Origin of the sequence: Kineosporia rhizophila (genome assembly GCF_021277265.1) — a bacterium.
GTDB classification, from domain to species: Bacteria; Actinomycetota; Actinomycetes; order Actinomycetales; family Kineosporiaceae; genus Kineosporia; species Kineosporia rhizophila.
In genome coordinates this window covers 599,049-619,448 of sequence record NZ_JAJSOH010000002.1, presented here as the reverse complement: position 1 = coordinate 619,448, position 20,400 = coordinate 599,049, and the positions used below count along the sequence as shown (strand labels likewise).

At 70.8% G+C, this 20,400-nt stretch carries 16 protein-coding genes and 1 tRNA gene; 10 read left to right on the top strand and 7 right to left on the bottom strand.

All coding sequences use genetic code 11. The annotated features are described in order from the left end of the window. Positions 1 to 13: 13 nt before the first annotated feature. The 5 genes from LWF15_RS06195 to LWF15_RS06175 form a co-directional block, all read right to left on the bottom strand. Complete coding sequence (locus LWF15_RS06195) at positions 14 to 1,354, bottom strand: ABC transporter substrate-binding protein (protein ID WP_269809730.1); 1,341 nt, start codon at positions 1,352 to 1,354, stop codon at positions 14 to 16. Positions 1,355 to 1,501: 147 nt separating this feature from the next. Beyond that, positions 1,502 to 2,269 carry a DeoR/GlpR family DNA-binding transcription regulator gene (locus tag LWF15_RS06190; RefSeq protein WP_232809394.1) on the bottom strand — a complete coding sequence of 256 codons (768 nt, stop codon included), beginning with the start codon at positions 2,267 to 2,269 and terminating at the stop codon, positions 1,502 to 1,504. Positions 2,270 to 2,450: 181 nt separating this feature from the next. Continuing rightward, entirely contained in the window at positions 2,451 to 2,954 is a 504-nt protein-coding gene (locus LWF15_RS36050) for a MarR family winged helix-turn-helix transcriptional regulator (RefSeq protein ID WP_285617622.1), read from the bottom strand. Beyond that, positions 2,951 to 3,634 (bottom strand): TetR/AcrR family transcriptional regulator, encoded by a 684-nt coding sequence (locus LWF15_RS06180; RefSeq protein WP_232809393.1) that lies wholly within the window; start codon positions 3,632 to 3,634, stop codon positions 2,951 to 2,953. Before LWF15_RS06180 ends, LWF15_RS36050 begins: the two co-directional genes overlap by 4 nt. Before the next feature lie 152 nt (positions 3,635 to 3,786). After that, complete coding sequence (locus tag LWF15_RS06175) at positions 3,787 to 4,776, bottom strand: acyl-CoA desaturase (protein WP_232809392.1); 990 nt, start codon at positions 4,774 to 4,776, stop codon at positions 3,787 to 3,789. A 287-nt stretch (positions 4,777 to 5,063) separates the two neighbouring features. On the opposite strand from LWF15_RS06175, the gene LWF15_RS06170 reads away from it, so the two are divergent. From LWF15_RS06170 to cysN, 8 genes are all read left to right on the top strand, one after another. Further along, positions 5,064 to 5,135: transfer RNA gene (locus LWF15_RS06170), tRNA-Gln, on the top strand. Between the two features lie 30 nt (positions 5,136 to 5,165). Continuing rightward, the gene (gene glmU / locus LWF15_RS06165) at positions 5,166 to 6,620 is read left to right on the top strand and encodes a bifunctional UDP-N-acetylglucosamine diphosphorylase/glucosamine-1-phosphate N-acetyltransferase GlmU (RefSeq protein ID WP_232809391.1); all 1,455 of its coding nucleotides are present in this window, start codon (positions 5,166 to 5,168) and stop codon (positions 6,618 to 6,620) included. 222 nt (positions 6,621 to 6,842) lie between these two features. Then, positions 6,843 to 7,448 carry a 50S ribosomal protein L25/general stress protein Ctc gene (locus LWF15_RS06160; protein ID WP_232809390.1) on the top strand — a complete coding sequence of 202 codons (606 nt, stop codon included), beginning with the start codon at positions 6,843 to 6,845 and terminating at the stop codon, positions 7,446 to 7,448. A gap of 293 nt (positions 7,449 to 7,741) precedes the next feature. Continuing rightward, on the top strand, positions 7,742 to 8,371 hold the full coding sequence (gene pth / locus LWF15_RS06155) for an aminoacyl-tRNA hydrolase (RefSeq protein WP_232809389.1): 630 nt from the start codon (positions 7,742 to 7,744) through the stop codon (positions 8,369 to 8,371). A 53-nt stretch (positions 8,372 to 8,424) separates the two neighbouring features. Continuing rightward, positions 8,425 to 9,948: a sugar transferase gene (locus tag LWF15_RS06150; RefSeq protein ID WP_232809388.1), complete on the top strand. Its 1,524-nt coding sequence runs from the start codon at positions 8,425 to 8,427 to the stop codon at positions 9,946 to 9,948. A 38-nt stretch (positions 9,949 to 9,986) separates the two neighbouring features. Beyond that, positions 9,987 to 10,751 carry a 3'(2'),5'-bisphosphate nucleotidase CysQ gene (locus LWF15_RS06145; protein WP_232809387.1) on the top strand — a complete coding sequence of 255 codons (765 nt, stop codon included), beginning with the start codon at positions 9,987 to 9,989 and terminating at the stop codon, positions 10,749 to 10,751. Continuing rightward, positions 10,748 to 11,656: a sulfate adenylyltransferase subunit CysD gene (gene cysD, locus LWF15_RS06140; RefSeq protein ID WP_232809386.1), complete on the top strand. Its 909-nt coding sequence runs from the start codon at positions 10,748 to 10,750 to the stop codon at positions 11,654 to 11,656. Before LWF15_RS06145 ends, cysD begins: the two co-directional genes overlap by 4 nt. Before the next feature lie 8 nt (positions 11,657 to 11,664). Then, positions 11,665 to 12,909: a sulfate adenylyltransferase subunit CysN gene (gene cysN, locus LWF15_RS06135; protein WP_232809492.1), complete on the top strand. Its 1,245-nt coding sequence runs from the start codon at positions 11,665 to 11,667 to the stop codon at positions 12,907 to 12,909. 54 nt (positions 12,910 to 12,963) lie between these two features. On the opposite strand, the gene LWF15_RS06130 is transcribed toward cysN, so the two are convergent. Then, positions 12,964 to 13,926, bottom strand: a complete 963-nt coding sequence (locus LWF15_RS06130; protein ID WP_232809385.1) for a sulfite exporter TauE/SafE family protein — start codon at positions 13,924 to 13,926, stop codon at positions 12,964 to 12,966. Positions 13,927 to 14,029: 103 nt separating this feature from the next. On the opposite strand from LWF15_RS06130, the gene LWF15_RS06125 reads away from it, so the two are divergent. Next, a complete protein-coding gene (locus LWF15_RS06125) occupies positions 14,030 to 15,076 on the top strand; it encodes a glutathione S-transferase family protein (protein WP_232809384.1) in 1,047 nt (348 codons plus the stop codon). Positions 15,077 to 15,216: 140 nt separating this feature from the next. Here the strand turns inward: LWF15_RS06125 and LWF15_RS06120 are convergent, their stop codons facing one another. Then, entirely contained in the window at positions 15,217 to 16,404 is a 1,188-nt protein-coding gene (locus LWF15_RS06120; RefSeq protein WP_456298970.1) for an IS701 family transposase, read from the bottom strand. A 386-nt stretch (positions 16,405 to 16,790) separates the two neighbouring features. Between LWF15_RS06120 and mfd the strand changes: the two genes are divergently transcribed. Next, positions 16,791 to 20,399 carry a transcription-repair coupling factor gene (gene mfd, locus LWF15_RS06115; protein WP_232809382.1) on the top strand — a complete coding sequence of 1,203 codons (3,609 nt, stop codon included), beginning with the start codon at positions 16,791 to 16,793 and terminating at the stop codon, positions 20,397 to 20,399. Position 20,400: the final 1 nt, after the last annotated feature.

Here is a 20,400-nt window from a genome sequence, read left to right as displayed (position 1 = left end):
CGGGGGCCGGGTACTACTTGTTCTGGTAGTTCTTGGCGACTTCCTCGGCTTCCTTCTGCCCCGCGTCCAGGGCCTCCTTCACCGTTCCCGAGCCGGTCAGCGCCGCACTGATCGACTGCGACACCTTGGTGCCCAGGTCCTGGAACTCGGGGATGGTCACGTACTGCACGCCCACGGTCGGGCGCGGCTGCACACCCGGGTTCGTCGGGTCGGCGTTCTGGATCGCCTCCAGGGTCAGCGGGCCGAAGTCACCGGCCGCCTCCTTGTACTCCGGGATCTCGTAGGTGCTGGCCCGCTTGCCCGAGGGCACCCGGCTCCAGCCCAGCTCCTCGCCGACCGTCTTCTCGTAGTCCTTGCTGGTCGCCCAGAGCGCGAACTTGGCTGCCGCGTCGGCCTTCTTGGTGGTCTTGGGCATGACCCAGTTCCACGACCAGAGCCAGCCGCTGTTCTCGGTCTCCTTGACCGGGGCCGGGGCGTAACCGACCTTGCCCACGACCTTGCTGCTCTCCGGGTTCTCCAGCGAACCGGCGGCCGAGGTGGCGTCGTACCACATCGCCACCTTGCTCTGGCTCATCGCGTTCAGGCACTCGGTGAACCCGGCCTGGGCCGCGCCCTCCTCGCCGTGCTCGTTGATCAGGTCGACGTAGAACTCGACCGCCTCGGTGAACTCGGGCGAGTTCACCTGGGCCTGCCAGTCCTCGGTGAACCAGGTGCCGCCGAAGGTGTTGACCACCGTGGTCAGCGGGGCGAACATCTCGCCCCAGCCCGGAAGGCCGCGCAGGCAGATGCCTTTCATGCCGGGCTCGGCGCCGTCCAGCTCGGCGGCCAGGTCGGCGACCTCGTCCCAGGTGGGCTTGGCCGGCATCTCCAGACCCTTGGCCTCGAGAACGTCCTTGCGGTACATCAGGAACGAGGACTCGCCGTAGAACGGCAGGGCGTAGAGCTTGCCGTCCTCGCCGGAGATGCTGTCGGCCACCGGCTTGAGCAGGTCGGCACTGTCGTAGGCGGCGTCACCGTCGGCGTACGAGCTCAGCTCGTGCAGCCAGCCGTTCTCCTGCCAGAGGGCGGTCTCGTAGGCCCCCACGGTAGCCAGGTCGTACTGGCCGGCCTGGCTGGCCACGTCCTGGGTCACCTTGTCGCGCAGCTGGTTCTCCGGCAGCACGGTGTAGTTCACCTTGATGCCGGTGTCCTTGGTGAACGTGTCGGCGGTGAGCTCCTGGATGTCCACCATCTGCGGGTTCCCGACCATGAGGACGTTGATCGACTCGCCCTCACCGTCGCCACCCCCACCGCCACCACCGCCGGCGCCTGCGCACGCGGTGGTGACCAGAGCGGTGGTCACGGCTCCGGCCATCAGGCCGAGCCGCCAGTTGTTCTTCGTCCGGGTCACGAAATCCTCCTTGACTTGTGCGGGACCACTAGCGCTTGAGTTGCGTCATAGTTACTCAAAGTAATGACAAGGTTGTCAGAATGGTCTTGCCTGAGCCTTGCGGCGGCCGACTCACACCATCACCGCCTCCACCCCGATCGCCCGCAGACGCCGGACCTGACCCTCGTTGGCCGAGCGGTCGGTGACGATAGTGGAAAAATCCCGGGCCTGCGCAAATCGGTAGGAAGAGTCAGAACCGAGTTTTGAGGCATCGCTGAGCAGAACGGTGCGCCGGCTCGACCCCACGGCCCGCGCCTTGACCGCCGCCACCGCTGCATCCGGGCAGGTCGCACCGCGTTCCATGGTGAGCCCGTTGGTGCCCATCACGCACAGGTCGAAGACGAAGTCCTCCAGCATGCGAAGCGCCCAGTGGTCGATCGTGCCCAGCGTCTTGCCCCGCACCCGGCCGCCGATCAGCACCACCGACACCGCCTCGCGCGGCGCCATCACCAAGGCGATCGGCAGCGAGTTGGTGACCACGGTGAGTGGCCGGCGGGGGGTGAGCCGCTCGGCGAAGGCCTGGGTGGTGGAACCCTCGTCGATGTAGACCGACTCGGCCGTACCCACCAGCCCGATCGCGTGGTCGGCGATGCGGCCCTTCTCGTCGGTGCGAGAAGTGTTGCGCAGCGCCAGGGTTCCCTCGAAACCGAGCCGCTCCACCGGGATCGCCCCGCCGTGCACCCGCCGCAGCAGCCCCTCCGCCTCCAGTGCGGTCAGGTCCCGTCGCACCGTCTCCTTCGCCACCGTGAGCTCACGCGCCACTTCCGCCACGTCGATCCGTCCCGCCTGTCTTGCCTGATCGACCAGCCACCGCCGCCGCTCATAGGCATAGAGCTCCATTGCCCGCCTCCGCCCGTCCGTGGCCGAACCGGCCCGGTGCATGTGTCTGTGATGTAAACCTCAGGCACAGCTGCTCCACAAGGGGGTGAGCCAAAGCGGGCAATATCTTGCGCTAAACGGTCACAAACGGGCGCCCGAGCGGGTCCCGTTCGTCCTTTTTGTCATTTTCGACGAGGTGGGCTCAGTTCGCGTCGAAGGCGGTGAGCAGGTCACGCAGCAGCTGCGCCAGCCGGTCGTGCTCGCCGCCGTCGAGTGCCTTCAGGACCGACCGCTCGACCTCCAGGAGGTCGGCCAGGGCGGCGTCGGTCACCACCCGGCCCTCGGTCTCCAGCCGCACCATCACCCCGCGCCCGTCGGCCGGGTCGGGCAGCCGGCGCACCAGCCCGCGGCCGGCCAGCCGGTCGATCCGGTTGGTCATCGTGCCGCTGGTGACCATGGTCAGGCCGGTCAGCTGACCGGGGGAGAGCTGGTACGGGTCACCGCTGCGGCGCAGCGCCGAAAGCACGTCGAACTCCCAGGTTTCCAGGCCGTGCCGGGCGAACGCGGCCGAACGGGCCTTGTCCAGCAGGCGGGAGAGCCGGCTGACCCGCGAAAGTACCTCCAGGGGAGCCACGTCCAGGTCCGGGCGCTCGCGTCGCCAGGCCTCGACGATCCGGTCGACCTCGTCCACCTGCGGTCCGCTCACTCCTCGGGCGCTGTCTCTGCGACCAGGCTGCTCTCGGCCCGCAGGCCCGCCTCGGTGGCGGCCCCGGCCTCGGCCCGCAGCGCCCGCTCGTCGCGCAGCCCGGGCCGGGCCTCCAGTCCGGTCAGCCCGTTCCAGGCGAGGTTCACGATGTGGGCGGCCACCATCGCCTTGTCCGGCTTGCGGTGGTCGAGCCAGAACTGGCCGGTGAAGGCCACCATGCCGACCAGCATCTGGGCGTACAGGGGGGCGGTCTGGGCGTCGAACCCGCGGTCGGCGAACTGCTCGGCCAGGATGTACTCCACGTGCCCGGCCACGTCGCTGAGCAGGCTGGAGAAACCGCCGCGCTGGTCGCTGATCGGGGAGTCGCGCACCAGGATGCGGAAGCCGTCGGTCTCGGCCTCGATGTAGTCGAGCAGGGTCATCGCGGCGATCTCGAGCACCCGGCGCGGGTGGTTGGGCCGCACCAGCGCCGCCGTCATCGCCTCGAGCAGCTTGCGGGTCTCCACCTCCACGACCACCGCGTAGAGGCCGTCCTTCCCGCCGAAGTGTTCGTACACCACGGGTTTGGAGACCCCGGCGGTGGCCGCGATCTCCTCGACGCTGGTGCCCTCGAAGCCCTTCTCGGCGAACAGCCCCCGGCCGATCTCGAGCAGTTGCTCGCGCCGCTGGGCCCCCGTCATGCGGGAGCGGCCCCCACTCCTGGACGCGCGCGGACGGTCGGGCGTCGGGGACTGGTGGCCTGTACTCACGCAGCTATCATGCCCAACTCGCTCGCCCGGTGTGGAGGACGGTCCTTCGGTTCGGGGTGGTTCGGGCCGGTTGGGCCACCGGCTCAGGCTCGCCGGGAGGCCAGCCGGGAGGTGTCCGGCCAGCGCACGTTCGTGGCCCAGCCGAACTTCTCGAAGAACCAGATCACCCGGGCGCTGGAGTCGATCTGCCCGCGCAGCACCCCGTGCCGGGCGCAGGTCGGGTCGGCGTGGTGCAGGTTGTGCCAGGACTCGCCGAACGACAGCAGGGCCAGCCACCAGACGTTGCCGGAGCGGTCGCGGCTCTTGAACGGCCGCTCGCCCAGCGCGTGGCAGATCGAGTTGATCGACCAGGTGACGTGGTGCAGCAGGCCGACCCGGACCAGGGAGCCCCAGAAGAACGCGGTGGCCGCCCCCTGCCAGGTGCCGGTGATGGCGAAGCCGATCAGCGCGGGCAGGCCCAGGGAGACCGCCACCCACAGGGGGAAGAGCTTCGACACCAGCATCACGCCGCGATCGCGCATCAGGTCCGGGGCGTAGCGGCGCGGGTTGGTGTTCTCCGGGTCGAACAGCCAGCCCATGTGCGCGTACCAGAGGCCCTTGAGCAGGGCGGGCACCGTCTCGCCGTAGCGCCACGGCGAGTGCGGGTCGCCCTCGCGGTCGCTGAAGGCGTGGTGCCGGCGGTGGTCGGCCACCCAGCGCAGCACCGGGCCCTCGATCGCCAGGGAGCCGGCCACGGCCAGGGCGATGGTCAGCGGGCGGTTGGCGCGGAACGAGCCGTGGGTGAAGAAGCGGTGGAAGCCGACGGTGATGCCCAGGCCGGAGATCATGTAGAGGACGAAGGCGATGACCAGGTCGTGCCAGTGCAGCATCCGCCCCCAGGCCATCGGGACCGACGCCAGCAGGGCGACGAAGGGCACCGCGATGAACACCACGAGGGCGGTCTGCTCGCCCCGGCGCTTGGGGTTCGGGTCGACGTGGGGTTCGCCGCGCACCGGCCGGCCGGGCAGGCTGGTCCGGGGGCTGCTCTGACTGCTGGGGCTGGGCACGGGGGCGGCGGCTGCCGGTGAGCTCACGGTGGGGATCCCATCTGCCGGGAGGTGCGCGTGCGCGGTCGCAGGATGCCGGGCGCTGCTTGCCCGCAAGGTTCGAACAGGTCTGGACCAGGTCTGGAACAGGGCGCGGACCAGCCGCGACGGCCAACCTACGGTCCGTAACCTACGAAAGCGTAACCCGAGATCCGCGCGCTGGGCAGTAGCGGCGAGGTGAAGTTCTGCGGACCCCGGGTGACGATCCGGGCAATGATCCGGCCCGGCTAGACTGGGTCGCGGTCCTCGTGGGTGACGAACCCGTGGGCGGCCTTTCCCCCCTGGTGTAACGGCAACACACAGGCCTTTGGAGCCTTGAGATACCTGTTCGAATCAGGTGGGGGGAGCGTCAGGTCCGCGCATCGGAGGGTTCGTCCGTGAGTACAGAGCAGCCGGCAGCCGTCATCGTCCTGGCGGCCGGCGAGGGCAAGCGGATGCGCTCGCGCACCCCCAAGGTGCTGCACCCGATCGCGGGCCGGTCCCTGGTCGGTCACGCCCTCGCCGCGGCCTGGAGCCTGCGGCCCGAGCACCTCGTCGTGGTGGTCCGCCACCAGCGCGAACTGGTCGCCGGGCACGTCGCGCAGATCGCCCCCGAGGCGGTGATCGCCGACCAGGACGAGGTGCCCGGCACCGGCAGTGCGGTGGCCGCTGGGCTGCGGGCGGTCGGCGCGCTCGACGGCGTGGTCGTGGTCACCTACGCCGACGTGCCCCTGCTCTCCGGCGAGACGCTGGCCGCGCTGGTCGCCGCCCACCGGGAGGGGCAGGCCGCGGTCACGGTGCTCACCGCCGAGGTGGGCGACCCGACCGGCTACGGGCGGGTGCTGCGGGACGCGGCGGGCAACGTCACCGGCATCGTCGAGCAGCGCGACGCCACCGCGTCGCAGCGGGCGATCCGCGAGATCAACTCCGGCATCTACGCCTTCGACGCGGCCGTCCTGGCCGACGCGCTGAGCCGGATCACCTCGGACAACGACCAGAACGAGATGTACCTGACCGACGTGCTGGGCATCGCCCACGCCGACGGCCGGGTGGTGCGGGCGCTCGTCACCACCGACCTGTGGCAGGTCGAGGGGGTGAACGACCGGGTGCAGCTGGCCACCCTGGGCGCCGAGCTGAACCGCCGCCTGCTGGTCGCGCACATGCGGGCCGGGGTCACCGTGGTCGACCCGGCCAGCACCTGGGTCGACGTGGACGTGCGGATCGCCGCCGACGTCACCGTGCTGCCGGGCTCCCAGTTGCTGGCCGGCACCACGGTCGCCGCGGGGGCCACGATCGGCCCCGACACCACGCTCTCGGCCTGCGCCGTGGGTGAGGGGGCGTCGGTGGTGCGCAGCCACGGCAACGGTGCCCGCATCGAGGCCGGGGCCGGTGTCGGTCCCTTCAGCTACCTGCGCCCGGGCACCGTGCTCGGCCCGGACGGCAAGATCGGCGCGTTCGTCGAGACCAAGAACGCCACGATCGGCGCCGGCGCCAAGGTGCCGCACCTGACCTACGCGGGCGACGCGACGATCGGTGAGGGTGCCAACATCGGCGCGGCCACGATCTTCGCCAACTACGACGGGGTGAAGAAGCACCACACCACCGTCGGTGCCCACGCCCGGGTCGGCAGCGACACGGTGCTCGTCGCCCCGGTCACCATCGGCGACGGCGCCTACACCGCGGCCGGCTCGACGATCACCGAGGACGTGCCCGCCGGGGCGCTCGCGGTGGCCCGGGGCCGGCAGCACAACAGCGAGGGCTGGGTGTCCAAGCGCCGCGAGGGCACGCCATCGGCCCGCGCGGCCGAGGCGGCCCAGGCCGCCGACGCGCCGGAACTCCCCCCGAACGCCTAGGTCGGATCGGGTGTACGGGCGAATCTGGGCCCGGCCCGGTCATGTACAGTGGTCCGGTTACCTCGGCGAGGGTTGCGGGCAACACGAGCAACCGTGATCGACGCGGACACCACTACGCGCACTGCGCCTGTGACTCCGCCGGGCGTGCCGTCTTCATATCGTTTCGTCAGCTGAATCTGCGCGTGGCCCCTCGGTCGCGCCCCGTGATTGAGGAGAACTGTTGTGTCCGAGGTAAAGCTCAGCGCCACGCCGCGTAACGACTTCGGCAAGGGCGCTGCGCGTCGGCTGCGCCGCGACCACCAGGTGCCGGCCGTTCTGTACGGGCACGGCACCGACCCGGTCCACGTCGCGCTGCCCGGGCACGCCACCATGCTGGCGCTCAAGGGCAACGCGAACGCTCTGCTGACCATCGACATCGAGGGCCAGAGCCAGCTCGCCCTGCCGAAGGACGTGCAGCGTCACCCGCTCAAGGGCACCATCGAGCACGTCGACCTGCTGATCGTCCGTCGCGGCGAGAAGGTCACCGTCGACGTCCCGCTGCACTTCGCCGGCGACCCGGCCCCCGGCGGCCTGGTCCAGATCGAGCTCACCTCGCTGAGCCTCGAGGTCGAGGCCACCGCCATCCCGGACGGCGTCGAGTACAGCATCGAGGGCGCCGAGGTCGGCACCCAGGTCACCGCCGGCTCGATCACCCTGCCCCAGGGTGCCACCCTGGCCGGCGACCCCGAGGCGATCGCCCTGATCGTCTCCGACGCCGCCCGTCAGGTCTCCGCGGAAGACGCGGGTGAGGCCACCGAGGGTGCCGCCGACGAGGCCGCCCAGGCCTGAGCCTCCAGCTCCGCCCAGCACTGCACGGCCACAGGGCCGGTCCGCCGCCCACGCGGGGGACCGGCCCTGTGTCGCGTCCCGGTCACCTGAGCCTGGCGGCAGCCCGGCCCGGCAACCCGTCCCACCGGGACCACCCAAGGCCCGTCCCACCGGGACTACCCAAGGCCTGCCCCACCGGGACCACCCAAGGCCCGCCCCACCGGACCCATCGGCTCGACTGGACCACCTGAGCCGTCCCCGCCCAGGTGCCCACCCCCGTCCCCCATTGGCGCCCCCACCGACCGGAGAACCGGATGCCCGCCGCCCCCGACCCCACCACCACCGAGAGCGACCTGCCCTGGCTGGTGGTCGGTCTCGGCAATCCGGGGGACAAGTACGCCCGCAACCGGCACAACGTCGGGCACCTGGTGGCCGACGAGGTGGTGTCGCGGATGGGCGGGCGGTTCACCACCCACCGGGCCCGGGCCCAGGTCTACGACGGCCGCTGGGCCCCGCGCGGGGGACGGCCGGGGGCCCGGATGATCGTGGCCAAGCCCAGCACCTACATGAACGAGTCGGGTGGGCCGGTGGCCGGCCTGCTCAAGTTCTTCGGCCTGACCCCGGCCCGGCTGCTCGTGGCCCACGACGAGCTCGACATCCCGTTCGGGGAGCTGCGCCTGAAGTGGGGCGGGGGCGAAGGGGGCCACAACGGGCTGCGCTCGATCAGCAAGTCGACGGGGAGCAAGGACTACGGACGCCTGCGCCTGGGGGTCGGGCGCCCGCCGGGCCGGATGGAGGCCGCCGACTTCGTGCTGCGCGACTTCCCGAGCGCCCAGAGCACGGACGTGGCCCTGATGGTCGGCGACGCCGCGGACGCGGTGGAAGAACTCGCGCTGTCCGTTTTCGCCCGGGTTCAGGGCACCTATAATACCCAGCGTAGCTAGTCCGGACTCGGTGAGAACCAGCGGCTTTCATCCATTTTCACCAGGGAGCCTTCATGGGACCGCTCGGCCAGGATCTGGACCTCCTCGACCAGGAGCTCCTCGGTCCCGCCCCGGCCCGGCCGGCCTCCCGGCGCCCGCCCCGGCACATCGGTCAGGGTGACAGCGAACCGGCCGTGCTGCTGCGCCGCTACCGGCGCCGGGCCGTCACCGGTGACCTCCTGGCGGCCACGATCGCCTGTCTCGCAGCGGTTCTGGTGCGCTTCGGGCCGCTGGAGCCCGCGCTCTCGGCCCCCTTCCTCACCTACTTCTCGCTGACTCTGGCCCTGCCGCCGGCCTGGGTGGCCGTGGTGGCCCTGCAGGGCGGCTACGAGCGGCGCTTCCTGGGCAGCGGGGCCGAGGAGTTCCGCCGGCTGGTCACGGCCGGGCTGGTGATGCTGGGCTCGATCGCGGTCCTCGCCTACGCCCTGCGCAGCGAGGTGGCCCGCGGGTTCGTCTTCCTGGCGGTACCGGCCACGGTGCTGCTGACCATGTTCGCCCGGCGGCGGTTGCGGGCCTGGGTCCGCCGGCTGCGGGCCCGGGGGCTGGCCCTGCAGCGGGTGCTGGTGGTGGGCCGGGCCGACGCGGTGGTCCCGGTGATCGAGAAGCTCGACCGCGAACCGCAGCACGGGCTGCTGCCGGTCGGGGCCTGCGTGCCCTTCGTCGGTGGCGAACTGTCCCGCGGGCACGACGTGCCGGTGGCCGGAGACCCGGGCCGGGTGCTCGACGCGGTCCGTGAGACCGGGGCCCACGCGGTGGCCGTGGTCTCTCATCCTGACCTGTCCGGCCAGGCGCTGCGCCGGCTGTCCTGGGCGCTGGAAGACCTTGGGGTGCAGCTGATCGTCGCCCCCGGGATCGTCGAGGTGGCCGGGCCCCGGCTGTCGGTCCGGCCGGTCGCCGGGCTCTCGCTCCTGCAGCTGGAACGGCCGGCCACCGGTGGCTCGGGGCTGCTCGGCAAGGCCGTGTTCGACCGGGTCGCCGCCCTCTCGGTCACCCTGCTGGCGCTGCCCCTGCTGGTGCTGATCGCGCTCGGCGTCAGGCTCACCAGCCGGGGGCCGGTGTTCTACCGGCAGAAGAGGGTGGGGGCCGAGGGGCGCGAGTTCACCATGCTGAAGTTCCGCTCCATGGTGGCCGACGCCGACCGCCGCCCGGCCGCCCTGCTCGGCCGCGGCGAGAGCACCGAGGTCCTGTTCAAGCTGCGCCGGGATCCGCGGGTCACCCGGTTCGGGGCCGTGCTGCGCCGGTTCTCCCTGGACGAGCTGCCCCAGCTGCTGAACGTGCTGCGCGGCGACATGTCGCTGGTCGGGCCCCGTCCGCCGTTGCCCCGGCAGATGCCCGACGAGCCGGCCGGCGCGCCCCGCCGGGCGAGCGTGCGGCCCGGACTCACCGGCCTCGGGCCGGTGACCGGGCGCAGCGACCTGAGCTGGGAGGACTCGCTGCGGACCGACCTGCGCTACACCCAGAACTGGTCGCTCGCCCTGGACGTCGCGATCCTCTGGCGGACGCTGCGGACAGTGGTCGGAGGAACCGGCGCTTCCTGAGAGAATGCCGCTTCGGCTGCTGCGAAGGGAACATTGCAATGACGATCGGGGATGACGCGCGTCTGTCCCGCACCCTGGCTCATGCGGCCGGTCTCGCGCTGCTCGACGTGCGATCCGGCCCGGCCGAGGGCAAGGACCTGAAGAACGAGGGCGACGCCCGGGCCCAGGCCGTGCTCGCCGCGCTGCTCGACTACCACCGCCCGGGCGACGCGGTGCTGAGCGAAGAAGCGGCCGACTCGGCCGCCCGGCTGAGCGCGGGCCGGGTCTGGATCATCGACCCGCTCGACGGCACCCGGGAGTTCTCCGAGCGCCCGCGCACCGACTGGGCCGTGCACGTCGCCTTCTGGGAGGCCGGTGAGCTGTCCGAGGGCGCCATCGCGCTGCCCGCCCGCGACGTCACCTACGGCACCGACGACCCGCCGGTGCTGCCGCCCCGCGCCGAGGGCCCGATCCGTCTGGCCGTGAGCCGTTCCCGTCCGCCGGCCTTCGTCACCGAGGTGGCCGAGGATCTCGGCGCGGAGCTGGTGCCGATGGGCTCGGCCGGGGTCAAGTGCGCCAGCGTCTGGCTCGGCGAGGCCGACGCCTACCTGCACGCCGGCGGCCAGTTCGAGTGGGACTCCGCCGCCCCGGTCGCCGTGGCCCGCGCGGCCGGCCTGCACACCAGCCGGATCGACGGCTCCCCGCTGCTGTACAACCGGCCCGACCCGAAGCTGCCGGACCTGCTGGTCTGCCGCACAGAGTTCGCTGAGACGATTCTGGCCGCTGTTGCCCGTCACAGTTCCCAAGAGGTGATCGCCCGATGAGCACGTCGGAGTACCGGCTCTCCCAGCTGCAGACGCTGGAGGCCGAGTCCATCCACATCATCCGGGAGGTGGTGGCCGAGCTCGAGCGTCCTGTCCTGCTGTTCAGCGGGGGGAAGGACTCGATCGTGATGCTGCGCCTGGCGGAGAAGGCGTTCGCCCCGGCCCGCATCCCCTTCCCGGTGATGCACGTCGACACTGGCCACAACTTCCAGGAGGTCCTCGACTTCCGCGACCGCCGGGTCGCCGAGCTCGGCGTCCAGCTGATCGTCGCCAGCGTGCCCGAGGCCCTCGACCGCGGTCTGGTCAGCGAGCCGCCGGACGGCACGCGCAACCGGATCCAGACCCCGGTGCTGCTCGACGCCCTCGAGAAGTACCGCTTCACGGCCGCTTTCGGCGGTGCCCGGCGGGACGAGGACAAGGCCCGGGCCAAGGAGCGGGTGTTCTCGTTCCGCGACGAGTTCGGCCAGTGGGACCCCAAGAACCAGCGGCCCGAGCTGTGGAACATCTACAACGGCCGGATCCAGGCGGGCGAGAACATCCGGGTCTTCCCGCTGTCCAACTGGACCGAGCTGGACATCTGGCAGTACGTCAAGCACGAGGGCATCGCCCTGCCGTCGATCTACTTCGCCCACCAGCGCGAGGTGTTCGACCGCGGCGGCATGCTCTACGGCGTGCACGAGGTCTGCCGGCCCAAGGCCGGCGAGACGGTGTTCACCGAGACCGTGCGCTACCGCACCGTCGGCGACGCCAGCCTGACCGCCGCCGTCCGCAGTGACGCCGACACCCTCGACAAGATCATCGACGAGGTCGCGTCCACCCGGATCACCGAGCGCGGTGCCACCCGGGGCGACGACAAGTTCAGCGAGGCCGCGATGGAAGACCGCAAGCGCGAAGGGTATTTCTGACAGTGGACATGTTGCGGTTCGCCACCGCGGGCTCGGTGGACGACGGTAAGAGCACCCTGATCGGCCGGTTGCTGTTCGACTCGAAGTCGATCTTCGAGGACCAGCTCAGCGCGGTCGAGGCGGCCAGCACGGCCAAGGGCGACGACTACGTGAACCTGGCGCTGCTCACCGACGGCCTGCGGGCCGAGCGGGAGCAGGGCATCACGATCGACGTGGCCTACCGGTACTTCGCCACCCCGCGGCGCAAGTTCATCATCGCCGACACCCCCGGGCACATCCAGTACACCCGGAACATGGTCACCGGGGCCTCCACCGCCGACCTGGCGATCATCCTGGTCGACGCCCGCAAGGGCCTGGTCGAGCAGAGCCGCCGGCACGCGTTCCTGGCCACCCTGCTGCGGGTGCCGCACCTGGTGCTCGCGGTGAACAAGATGGACCTGGTCGACTACTCGCAGAGTGTCTACGAGGAGATCCACGACGAGTTCACCCGGTTCGCCGACAAGCTCAACGTGGCCGACCTGACGGTGATCCCGCTGTCCGCGCTCAAGGGCGACAACATCGTCACCCGCTCGGCGAACATGCCCTGGTACGAGGGGCCCTCGCTGCTGCACCACCTGGAGCACGTGCACGTCTCCAGCGACCGCAACCTGATCGACGTGCGGTTCCCGGTGCAGTACGTGATCCGCCCACAGTCGGCGCAGTACCCGGACTACCGGGGCTACGCGGGCACCGTGGCCAGCGGCACGATCAAGGCCGGCGACGAGATCATGGTGCTGCCCTCGGGCTTCACCAGCACCGTGGCCGCGGTCGAGACCGCCGACGGCCCGGTGTCCGAGGCGTTCCCGCCGATGGCCGTCACGGTCCGGCTGAACGACGAGATCGACATCTCCCGCGGCGACATGATCTGCCGGCCGCAGAACGCGCCCAAGGCCGCCCAGAACATCGACGCGATGATCTGCTGGATGGCCGAGGACGCCCTGCGCCCGGGGCGCAAGCTGGGGATCAAGCACACCTCGCGCAGTGCCCGGGCGATGGTGAAGGAGCTGGACTACCGGCTCGACGTGAACACCCTGCACCGCGACCAGTCCGCCCAGGAGCTGAACCTCAACGACATCGGCCGGGTCCGGCTGCGCACCACGCAGCCCCTGCTGTGCGACGAGTACTCCCGTAACCGGGAGACCGGCGGGTTCATCCTGATCGACGAGAACACCAACCGCACGGTCGGCGCCGGGATGATCACCTCCGCCGACTGACGCCGAGCACGAACGGGGCCCCTTCGGTACGCACCGAAGGGGCCCTGTTCGTTGTCAGGTACGGCTCGCCGGCTGCGCCTCCACCTCGTCCTCGGCCGGCTTCTCCGGCGGGGTGGCCAGCGCCGGGAAGCCGTTGCGCCGCCGCAGGTACATCCACACCAACGGGGCTCCGGCCAGCGCACCCAGCAGGATCAGCCCGGTCTCCGTGTTGCCCACCCCGAACAGCTTGAGCGCGGAGGCCAGCAGCACGAAGGCCAGGGCCCGCTGGACCAGGGCGCCGGGCAGCCGGGTGGACAGCTGGGCGCCCAGCCAGGCGCCGGGCACACTGCCGACGATCAGGGCCAGGGTGAGGTCGAGCTGGAAGTCGCCGAACAGGATGTGCCCGATCGCCGCGGAGAACACCAGCGGCACGGCCTGCACCAGATCGGTGCCGACCAGCTGGGCGGCCTTCAGGGCCGGGTAGAGGCCCATCAGGGCGATGATGATCAGTGAGCCGCTGCCCACCGAGGTGATCCCCACGATCAGCCCTCCGAGGGCGCCGACCAGCAGGGTCGGTACCGGCCGGACCGCCACCTCGGGGCGCTCGTCGGTGACGGTGGCCAGACGGCCGTCGCGTCGGGCCGCCCGCTCGCGAAGACCCTGGTACATGCGCACACACAGCCCGGCCAGGGCGATCAGCAGGGCCACACCCAGCGCGATCTTGATGCCGTGCTGCACCGACTCGCCGCTGCCGAAGGCCCGGGCCACCAGCACCCCGCAGAATGCGGCCGGGACCGAGCCGGCGCAGAGCCAGGACACCAGCTTCAGGTTCACCGTGCCGCGCCGGAGGTGCACCCAGGAACCCACCGGCTTCATCACCGCGGCCGCGACCAGGTCGCTGGAGACCGCTGCCATCGGCGTGACTCCGAAGAACAGCACCAGCACCGGGGTCATCAGGGCGCCCCCGCCCATCCCGGTCAGGCCGACCACGATGCCGATACCGAACGCGGCCAGGGCCATCAGGGGATCAAAGTCCATCGGGCGACTATAAAAGGTAGAGAAAATTCTGCACAGGCCCGTGAATGGACTGTTACGGCGACCTCGGGTGGGCAGGGGGGCGCCGAGAGGGCAGAATGGTTGCGTGAGCAACGAAAACTCGGAGAACTCCACGGCCGGTGCGTACGTCACGAGTGGGCAGGAGTTCACCCGCGACGCCAACTACATCGCCACCCGGATCACCCGGGACGGGGCCGACGGCTACCCGGTCGAGGCCGGCCGCTACCGGCTCGTCGTGGCCCGGGCCTGCCCGTGGGCCAACCGGGCGATCATCGTGCGCCGGCTGCTCGGGCTGGAGGACGCGATCTCGATGGGGGTCTGCGGCCCCACCCACGACCGCCGCAGCTGGACCTTCGACCTCGACCCGGGCGGGCTCGACCCGGTGCTGCAGATCCCGCGCATCCAGGACGCCTACTTCGCCCGGTTCCCCGACTACCCGCGCGGGATCACCGTGCCGGCGATGGTCGACGTGCCCACCGGGCAGGTGGTCACCAACAACTACCCGCAGATCACCCTCGACTTCTCCACCGAGTGGGTCGAGCACCACCGCGAGGGCGCTCCCCAGCTCTACCCCGAGCACCTGCGCGAGGAGATCGACGAGGTCGCCCTCAAGGTGTTCAAGGAGGTCAACAACGGGGTCTACCGCTGCGGGTTCGCGGGCAGTCAGGAGGCCTACGACCGGGCCTACAAGCGGCTGTTCGACGCGCTCGACTGGCTGGAGGAGCGCCTGACCGCGCAGCGCTTCCTGGTCGGCGACACGATCACCGAGGCGGACGTGCGGCTGTTCACCACGCTGGCCCGCTTCGACCCGGTCTACCACGGGCACTTCAAGTGCAACCGGCAGAAGCTGATCGAGTTCCCCGCGCTCTGGGCCTACGCCCGCGACCTGTTCCAGACCCCCGGCTTCGGCGACACGATCGACTTCGACCACATCAAGCGGCACTACTACGTGGTCCACGAGGACACCAACCCCACCCAGATCGTCCCGGCCGGGCCCGGCCTGGCCAACTGGCTCACGCCGCACCACCGCGAGCAGTTGGGTGGCCGCCCCTTCGGCGACGGCACCCCGCCCGGACCGGTGCGTGAGGGGGAGCAGGTTCCTGCGGAGCACACGCCGCTCGCGCGTCTGTAGAGAGAACCACGAACCAACGGACGCCTGTGTGCGGGTGGCGCGCACAGGCGTCCGTAAGCGTGTTGTTCCGGACCACACAAACAACGGACGCCTGTGAGCACGACTTGCTCACAGGCGTCCGTTATTGGTCGGTACCGATTTCAGACGGCGGTCTGGCCTTTCCCCGAGTAGGCCACGTCGCGCAGGTCGACGTACTGCGGCCGTAGGTCGCCGTGGTTGTCGTGCCGGGCCAGCTCCAGGGCCATCTGTGCGGCCGAGGCGAGCGTGACGTGCCGGTACCAGCCCCGCCAGCTGCGCACCTCGTAGTGCCCCAGCCCGGTCTTCTGCTTGACCGCCCGGCAGTGCGCGGCCGCCCCCTCGATCAGCTGCACGATCGGCACCACCTCGGCCAGCCCGGCGTGCGGGCGCAGGTAGGCCGTGTAGTACGAGCGCGCCCGGGCGTTGCGGCTGGTGCCCGAGAGCATCAGGTACGACATCTCGATCCGGGCCGGGTCGGCGCTGCGGGTGGAGAACCGGTGCAGCACCGTGTTGCGCAGCTGGAGCATCTCGTGACCGGGCACCGTCCCGGCCGCCGGGGGACTGAGCGACTCGTCGGTCAGGGTCTTGCCGAACTGGCCGAACTGGCCCACCCCGCCCGCCTGCATCTCGCCCGCACTGCCGGCCACCAGGTGCTGGACCCCGTAACGGCGCAGCAGCCGGTGCAGGATGGCCTTCTCGGTGCAGACCAGATTGCAGGCCACCCAGACCGGGCGGATCGAGCTTTCCCAGGCCCGGCGAATCATCTCCGCCGCGATCGCCGACTTGCTGCGGTAAACCACTTCCGGCGGGATCTGCGCCTGCTCACGCCGTTTCGGGTCGCTCACCCAGGCCGGCGGCAGATACAGCTCCGAGTCGATCAGAAAAGCCTGCCGGTCGGCGGTGAGGTAGAACAGCAGGAGACCGATCTGGCAGTTCTCCACCCGCTGGGTGTCGTGGCTGTACTGCCGCTCCACCGCGACCGCGTTGCGGCCCTTCTTGGGGAAGGCGATCTCGGTCAGGAACAGCGTGCCCCCGGTGCGCCCCCCGGCCTGGATCGCGATGGACCGCAGCTCCTCGCGCACCGAGAACTCGTCCCACCGGGCCGAGGTGAGCAGCCGCTGCACCCCGTCGGCCCGGATCTCCCCGGAATAGTGGCCGACCGTCTCACCACGCCGCAGCCCCGCCGAATGCGCCCTGGGAAGATCGACCAGATAGTTCCAGGCCCGCTTCCTTGGTTCGGCCCGGCTGAAATTATGTGCGATCCGATCGTAGACAACCTTCAAAGATCTCTCGTACCCGGGATCGTGCACGTGCCCCCTCCACAGATGCCAGGCGTCTCTTTCCCGCGGGGGGATTCGACAGGCGCCGGAATCCCGGCCCCGTGCCGAGTGTGTTTCCGGATCCGGATCATTTTATGAGTCGCACCGATTTGCGCCAGATCCCAGAATTCTGGTGGCCGGAAGAGTGCCGTGTCGACAAAAAAGATGCCCGCCACTTGTCGGCCAGTTTTCTGCCTCCGACCTGGGCGGAATCCGCCGTCACCCGCTCGGCCTGCGCAAATCGCATCCTTGCAAGCCGGCCGCCGGGCTCCGCCCCGGACCGGAAATCGCCGTAAGCTGACTGCGGCCCGGACTGTCTGTGCAGTCCGGCCCGTTGTGCTGTTCGCATAGAAACCCTGCGTCAAGTCACCGGAGCCATGAGCCTCACCGGAATCCTCGACCTGCTCGGCGCCGACCGCGCCGTGAGCGACGTCCTGCGGATCGCCCGCGACGGCGGCGAACCCCTGCTCGACCTGACCGGTCCGCCCGGCCTGCGCGCGCCTCTGGCCGCCGCGCTGGCCGCCCCGCCGCCCCAGGGCGCCGGGCGCACCGTGCTGGCCGTCACCGCCACCGGCCGGGAGGCCGAAGACCTGGCCGGCGCCCTGCGCTGCTTCCTGCCCGAGCACTCGGTGGCCGAGTTCGGGGCCTGGGAGACGCTGCCGCACGAGCGGCTGAGCCCGCGCAGCGACACGGTGGGCCGGCGGATCGCCGTGCTGCGCCGCCTCGCCCACCCGGAGCAGGACGAGCACGGCCCGGTCCGGGTGGTGGTCGCCCCGGTGCGGGCGGTGCTGCAGCCGGTGGTGCGCGGTCTGGGCGACCTCGAGCCGGTGGCCCTGCACGCCGGCCAGGAGGCCGAGCTCACCGAGGTGGTCGAGCGCCTGGCCGCGGCCGCCTACTCGCGCACCGACCTGGTCGAGCGGCGCGGTGAGTTCGCCGTGCGCGGCGGCATCCTCGACGTGTTCCCGCCCACCGAGGAACACCCGCTGCGGGTGGAGTTCTGGGGCGACGAGGTCGAGGAGGTCCGCTACTTCGCGGTGGCCGACCAGCGCAGCCTGCACGTCGCCGAGTCCGGCCTGTGGGCCCCGCCGTGCCGTGAGCTGCTGCTGACCGACTCGGTGCGGCAGAAGGCGGCCGAGCTCGCCGAGCGCCTGCCCGGCGTGGCCGACCTGCTCGGCAAGGTCGCCGCCGGGATCGCGGTGGAGGGCATGGAGTCGCTCACCCCGGTCCTGGTGGACGCGATGGAGTCGGTGCTCGACGTGCTGCCCGAGGGCACCCACGTGCTGCTGGCCGATCCCGAGCGGATCCGGGCCCGGGCCCACGACCTGGTCGCCACCAGCGAGGAGTTCCTGCAGGCGAGCTGGCTGAGCGCGGCCGCCGGCAGCGCCGTCCCGGTCGACCTGGAGCCGGTGCTGGGCACCGCCTCGTTCTGGTCGCTGGCCGACGTGCGCGCCCACGCCCTCAAGCGGGCCCTGCCCTGGTGGACGGTCTCCCCGTTCGGTCTGGACGAGACCGGGCAGGCGGCCCACGACGAGGGCGACGAGGGCGCCCTGGTCCTGGTCCCGCAGATCAGCGCCCCCGAGCCCTACCGCGGCGACCGGGAGCGCACGATCGCCGACATCGGCGGCTGGCTGCACGAGGGCTGGCGGGTCGTGGTGATCACCGAGGGCAGTGGTCTGGCCCGGCGGGTGGTCGAGATGCTCACCGAGGCCGACCTCGCCGCAACCGCGGTCGAGGACCTCTCCCAGCCACCGGCGTCCTCTGTCGTGGCGGTCGGGACCGGGCGACTCACCCAGGGTTTCATCGCCCCCGAACTGAAGCTGGCCGTCCTCACCGAGACGGACCTGACCGGCGGCAGCGCTCCCGGCTCGACCACCAAGGACATGCGCCGGATGCCGGCGCGCCGCAAGAACGTGGTCGACCCGATGCAGCTCACCACCGGCGACAACGTGGTGCACGAGCAGCACGGGGTGGGCAAGTTCGTCGAGCTGGTGCAGCGCACCGTGGCCGGGGCCACCCGCGAGTACCTGGTGATCGAGTACGCGCCGAGCAAGCGGGGCCAGCCGGGCGACCGGCTGTTCGTGCCCACCGATGCGCTCGACCAGGTCACCCGGTACGTGGGCGGCGAGCAGCCGTCGCTGAACAAGCTGGGCGGCTCGGACTGGGCCAAGACCAAGGGCCGGGCCCGCAAGGCGGTCAAGCAGATCGCCGGCGAGCTGATCCAGCTCTATTCGGCCCGGATGGCCACCTCCGGGCACGCCTTCGGCCCGGACACCCCGTGGCAGCGCGAGCTGGAAGACGCCTTCGCCTACGTGGAGACGCCGGACCAGCTGGTCACCATCGAAGAGGTCAAGCGGGACATGGAGAAGACGGTCCCGATGGACCGGCTGATCTGTGGTGACGTGGGCTACGGCAAGACCGAGATCGCGGTGCGGGCGGCGTTCAAGGCGGTGCAGGACGGCAAGCAGGTGGCCGTGCTGGTGCCCACCACGCTGCTGGTGCAGCAGCACCTGGACACCTTCGTCGAGCGCTACGTGAACTTCCCGGTGAACGTGAAGGGCCTGTCCCGGTTCTCCACCGAGGCCGAGGCCCGCGCGGTCAAGGAGGGCATCACCGACGGCTCGGTCGACGTGGTGATCGGTACCCACCGGCTGCTCACCGGCGAGATCAAGTTCAAGGACCTCGGCCTGGTGGTGATCGACGAGGAGCAGCGCTTCGGCGTCGAGCACAAGGAGCGGCTGAAGCAGCTGCGCACCAACGTCGACGTGCTGGCGATGAGCGCCACCCCGATCCCGCGCACGCTCGAGCTGGCGGTCACCGGTATCCGGGAGATGTCCACACTGGCCACGCCGCCCGAGGAGCGGCACCCGGTGCTGACTTTCGTGGGCGGCTACGACGAGCGGCAGATCTCCGCCGCGATCCGTCGTGAGCTGCTGCGCGAGGGCCAGGTCTTCTTCATCCACAACCGGGTGGAGTCGATCGACCGCACCGCCGCCCGGCTGCACGAATTGGTGCCCGAGGCCCGGATCGCCACCGCCCACGGCAAGATGGGCGAGCACCAGCTCGAGCAGGTGATGGTCGACTTCTGGGAGAAGCGCTTCGACGTCCTGGTCTGCACCACGATCATCGAGACCGGCCTGGACATCTCCAACGCCAACACGCTGATCCTGGAACGCGCCGACATGATGGGCCTTTCGCAGCTGCACCAGCTGCGCGGGCGGGTCGGGCGAGGTCGCGAGCGGGCCTATGCGTACTTCCTCTACCCGGCCGAGAAGCCGCTCACCGAAACGGCTCTGGACCGCCTGCAGACGATCGCGGCGAACACCGACCTGGGCGCCGGTATGCGGGTGGCAATGAAGGACCTGGAGATCCGCGGCGCCGGCAACCTGCTCGGCGGCGAGCAGTCCGGGCACATCGCCGGCGTCGGCTTCGACCTGTACATCCGGCTGGTCGGCGAGGCGGTGGCCGAGTTCCGCGGCGAGAACGAGCAGGAGCACCACGAGGTCAAGATCGACCTGCCGGTCGACGCGCACCTGCCCACCGCCTACCTGCCGGACGAGCGGCTGCGGCTGGAGGCCTACCGCAAGCTCGCCGAGGTGGCCTCGGACGAGGCCCTGGACGCGGTCAAGGCCGAACTGGTCGACCGGTACGGTCCGCTGCCCGACGTGGTGACCAACCTGCTCGAGGTCGCCCGGCTTCGGATCCTGGCCCGCCAGGCCGGGCTCACCGAGATCGCCACGATGGGCAAGGCGATCCGGTTCGGCCCGATCGACCTGCCCGACTCGGCCCGGCTGCGCCTGCACCGGCTCTACCCCGGCACGCAGGACAAGCCCGCCACCAAGACGGTGCTGGTGCCCGGGCCGACCACGGCGCGGATCGGCGGCCGGCCGCTGCGCGACGTGGCGGTGCTGAACTGGGCGCGGGAGTTCATCGAGTCGGTGCTGCTGTCGTCGGTGAAGGCTGCGGCCGCGGTGGGGTCACGTAAGTAGC

Coding starts and splice junctions, on each gene's coding strand:
- LWF15_RS06195 (WP_269809730.1), bottom strand. CDS start 1,354: ATGGCCGGAGCCGTGACCACCGCTCTGGTCACCACCGCGTGCGCAGGC.
- LWF15_RS06190 (WP_232809394.1), bottom strand. CDS start 2,269: ATGGAGCTCTATGCCTATGAGCGGCGGCGGTGGCTGGTCGATCAGGCA.
- LWF15_RS06180 (WP_232809393.1), bottom strand. CDS start 3,634: ATGACGGGGGCCCAGCGGCGCGAGCAACTGCTCGAGATCGGCCGGGGG.
- pth (WP_232809389.1), top strand. CDS start 7,742: ATGCCCGCCGCCCCCGACCCCACCACCACCGAGAGCGACCTGCCCTGG.
- LWF15_RS06150 (WP_232809388.1), top strand. CDS start 8,425: ATGGGACCGCTCGGCCAGGATCTGGACCTCCTCGACCAGGAGCTCCTC.
- LWF15_RS06145 (WP_232809387.1), top strand. CDS start 9,987: ATGACGATCGGGGATGACGCGCGTCTGTCCCGCACCCTGGCTCATGCG.
- cysD (WP_232809386.1), top strand. CDS start 10,748: ATGAGCACGTCGGAGTACCGGCTCTCCCAGCTGCAGACGCTGGAGGCC.
- cysN (WP_232809492.1), top strand. CDS start 11,665: ATGTTGCGGTTCGCCACCGCGGGCTCGGTGGACGACGGTAAGAGCACC.
- LWF15_RS06130 (WP_232809385.1), bottom strand. CDS start 13,926: ATGGACTTTGATCCCCTGATGGCCCTGGCCGCGTTCGGTATCGGCATC.
- mfd (WP_232809382.1), top strand. CDS start 16,791: ATGAGCCTCACCGGAATCCTCGACCTGCTCGGCGCCGACCGCGCCGTG.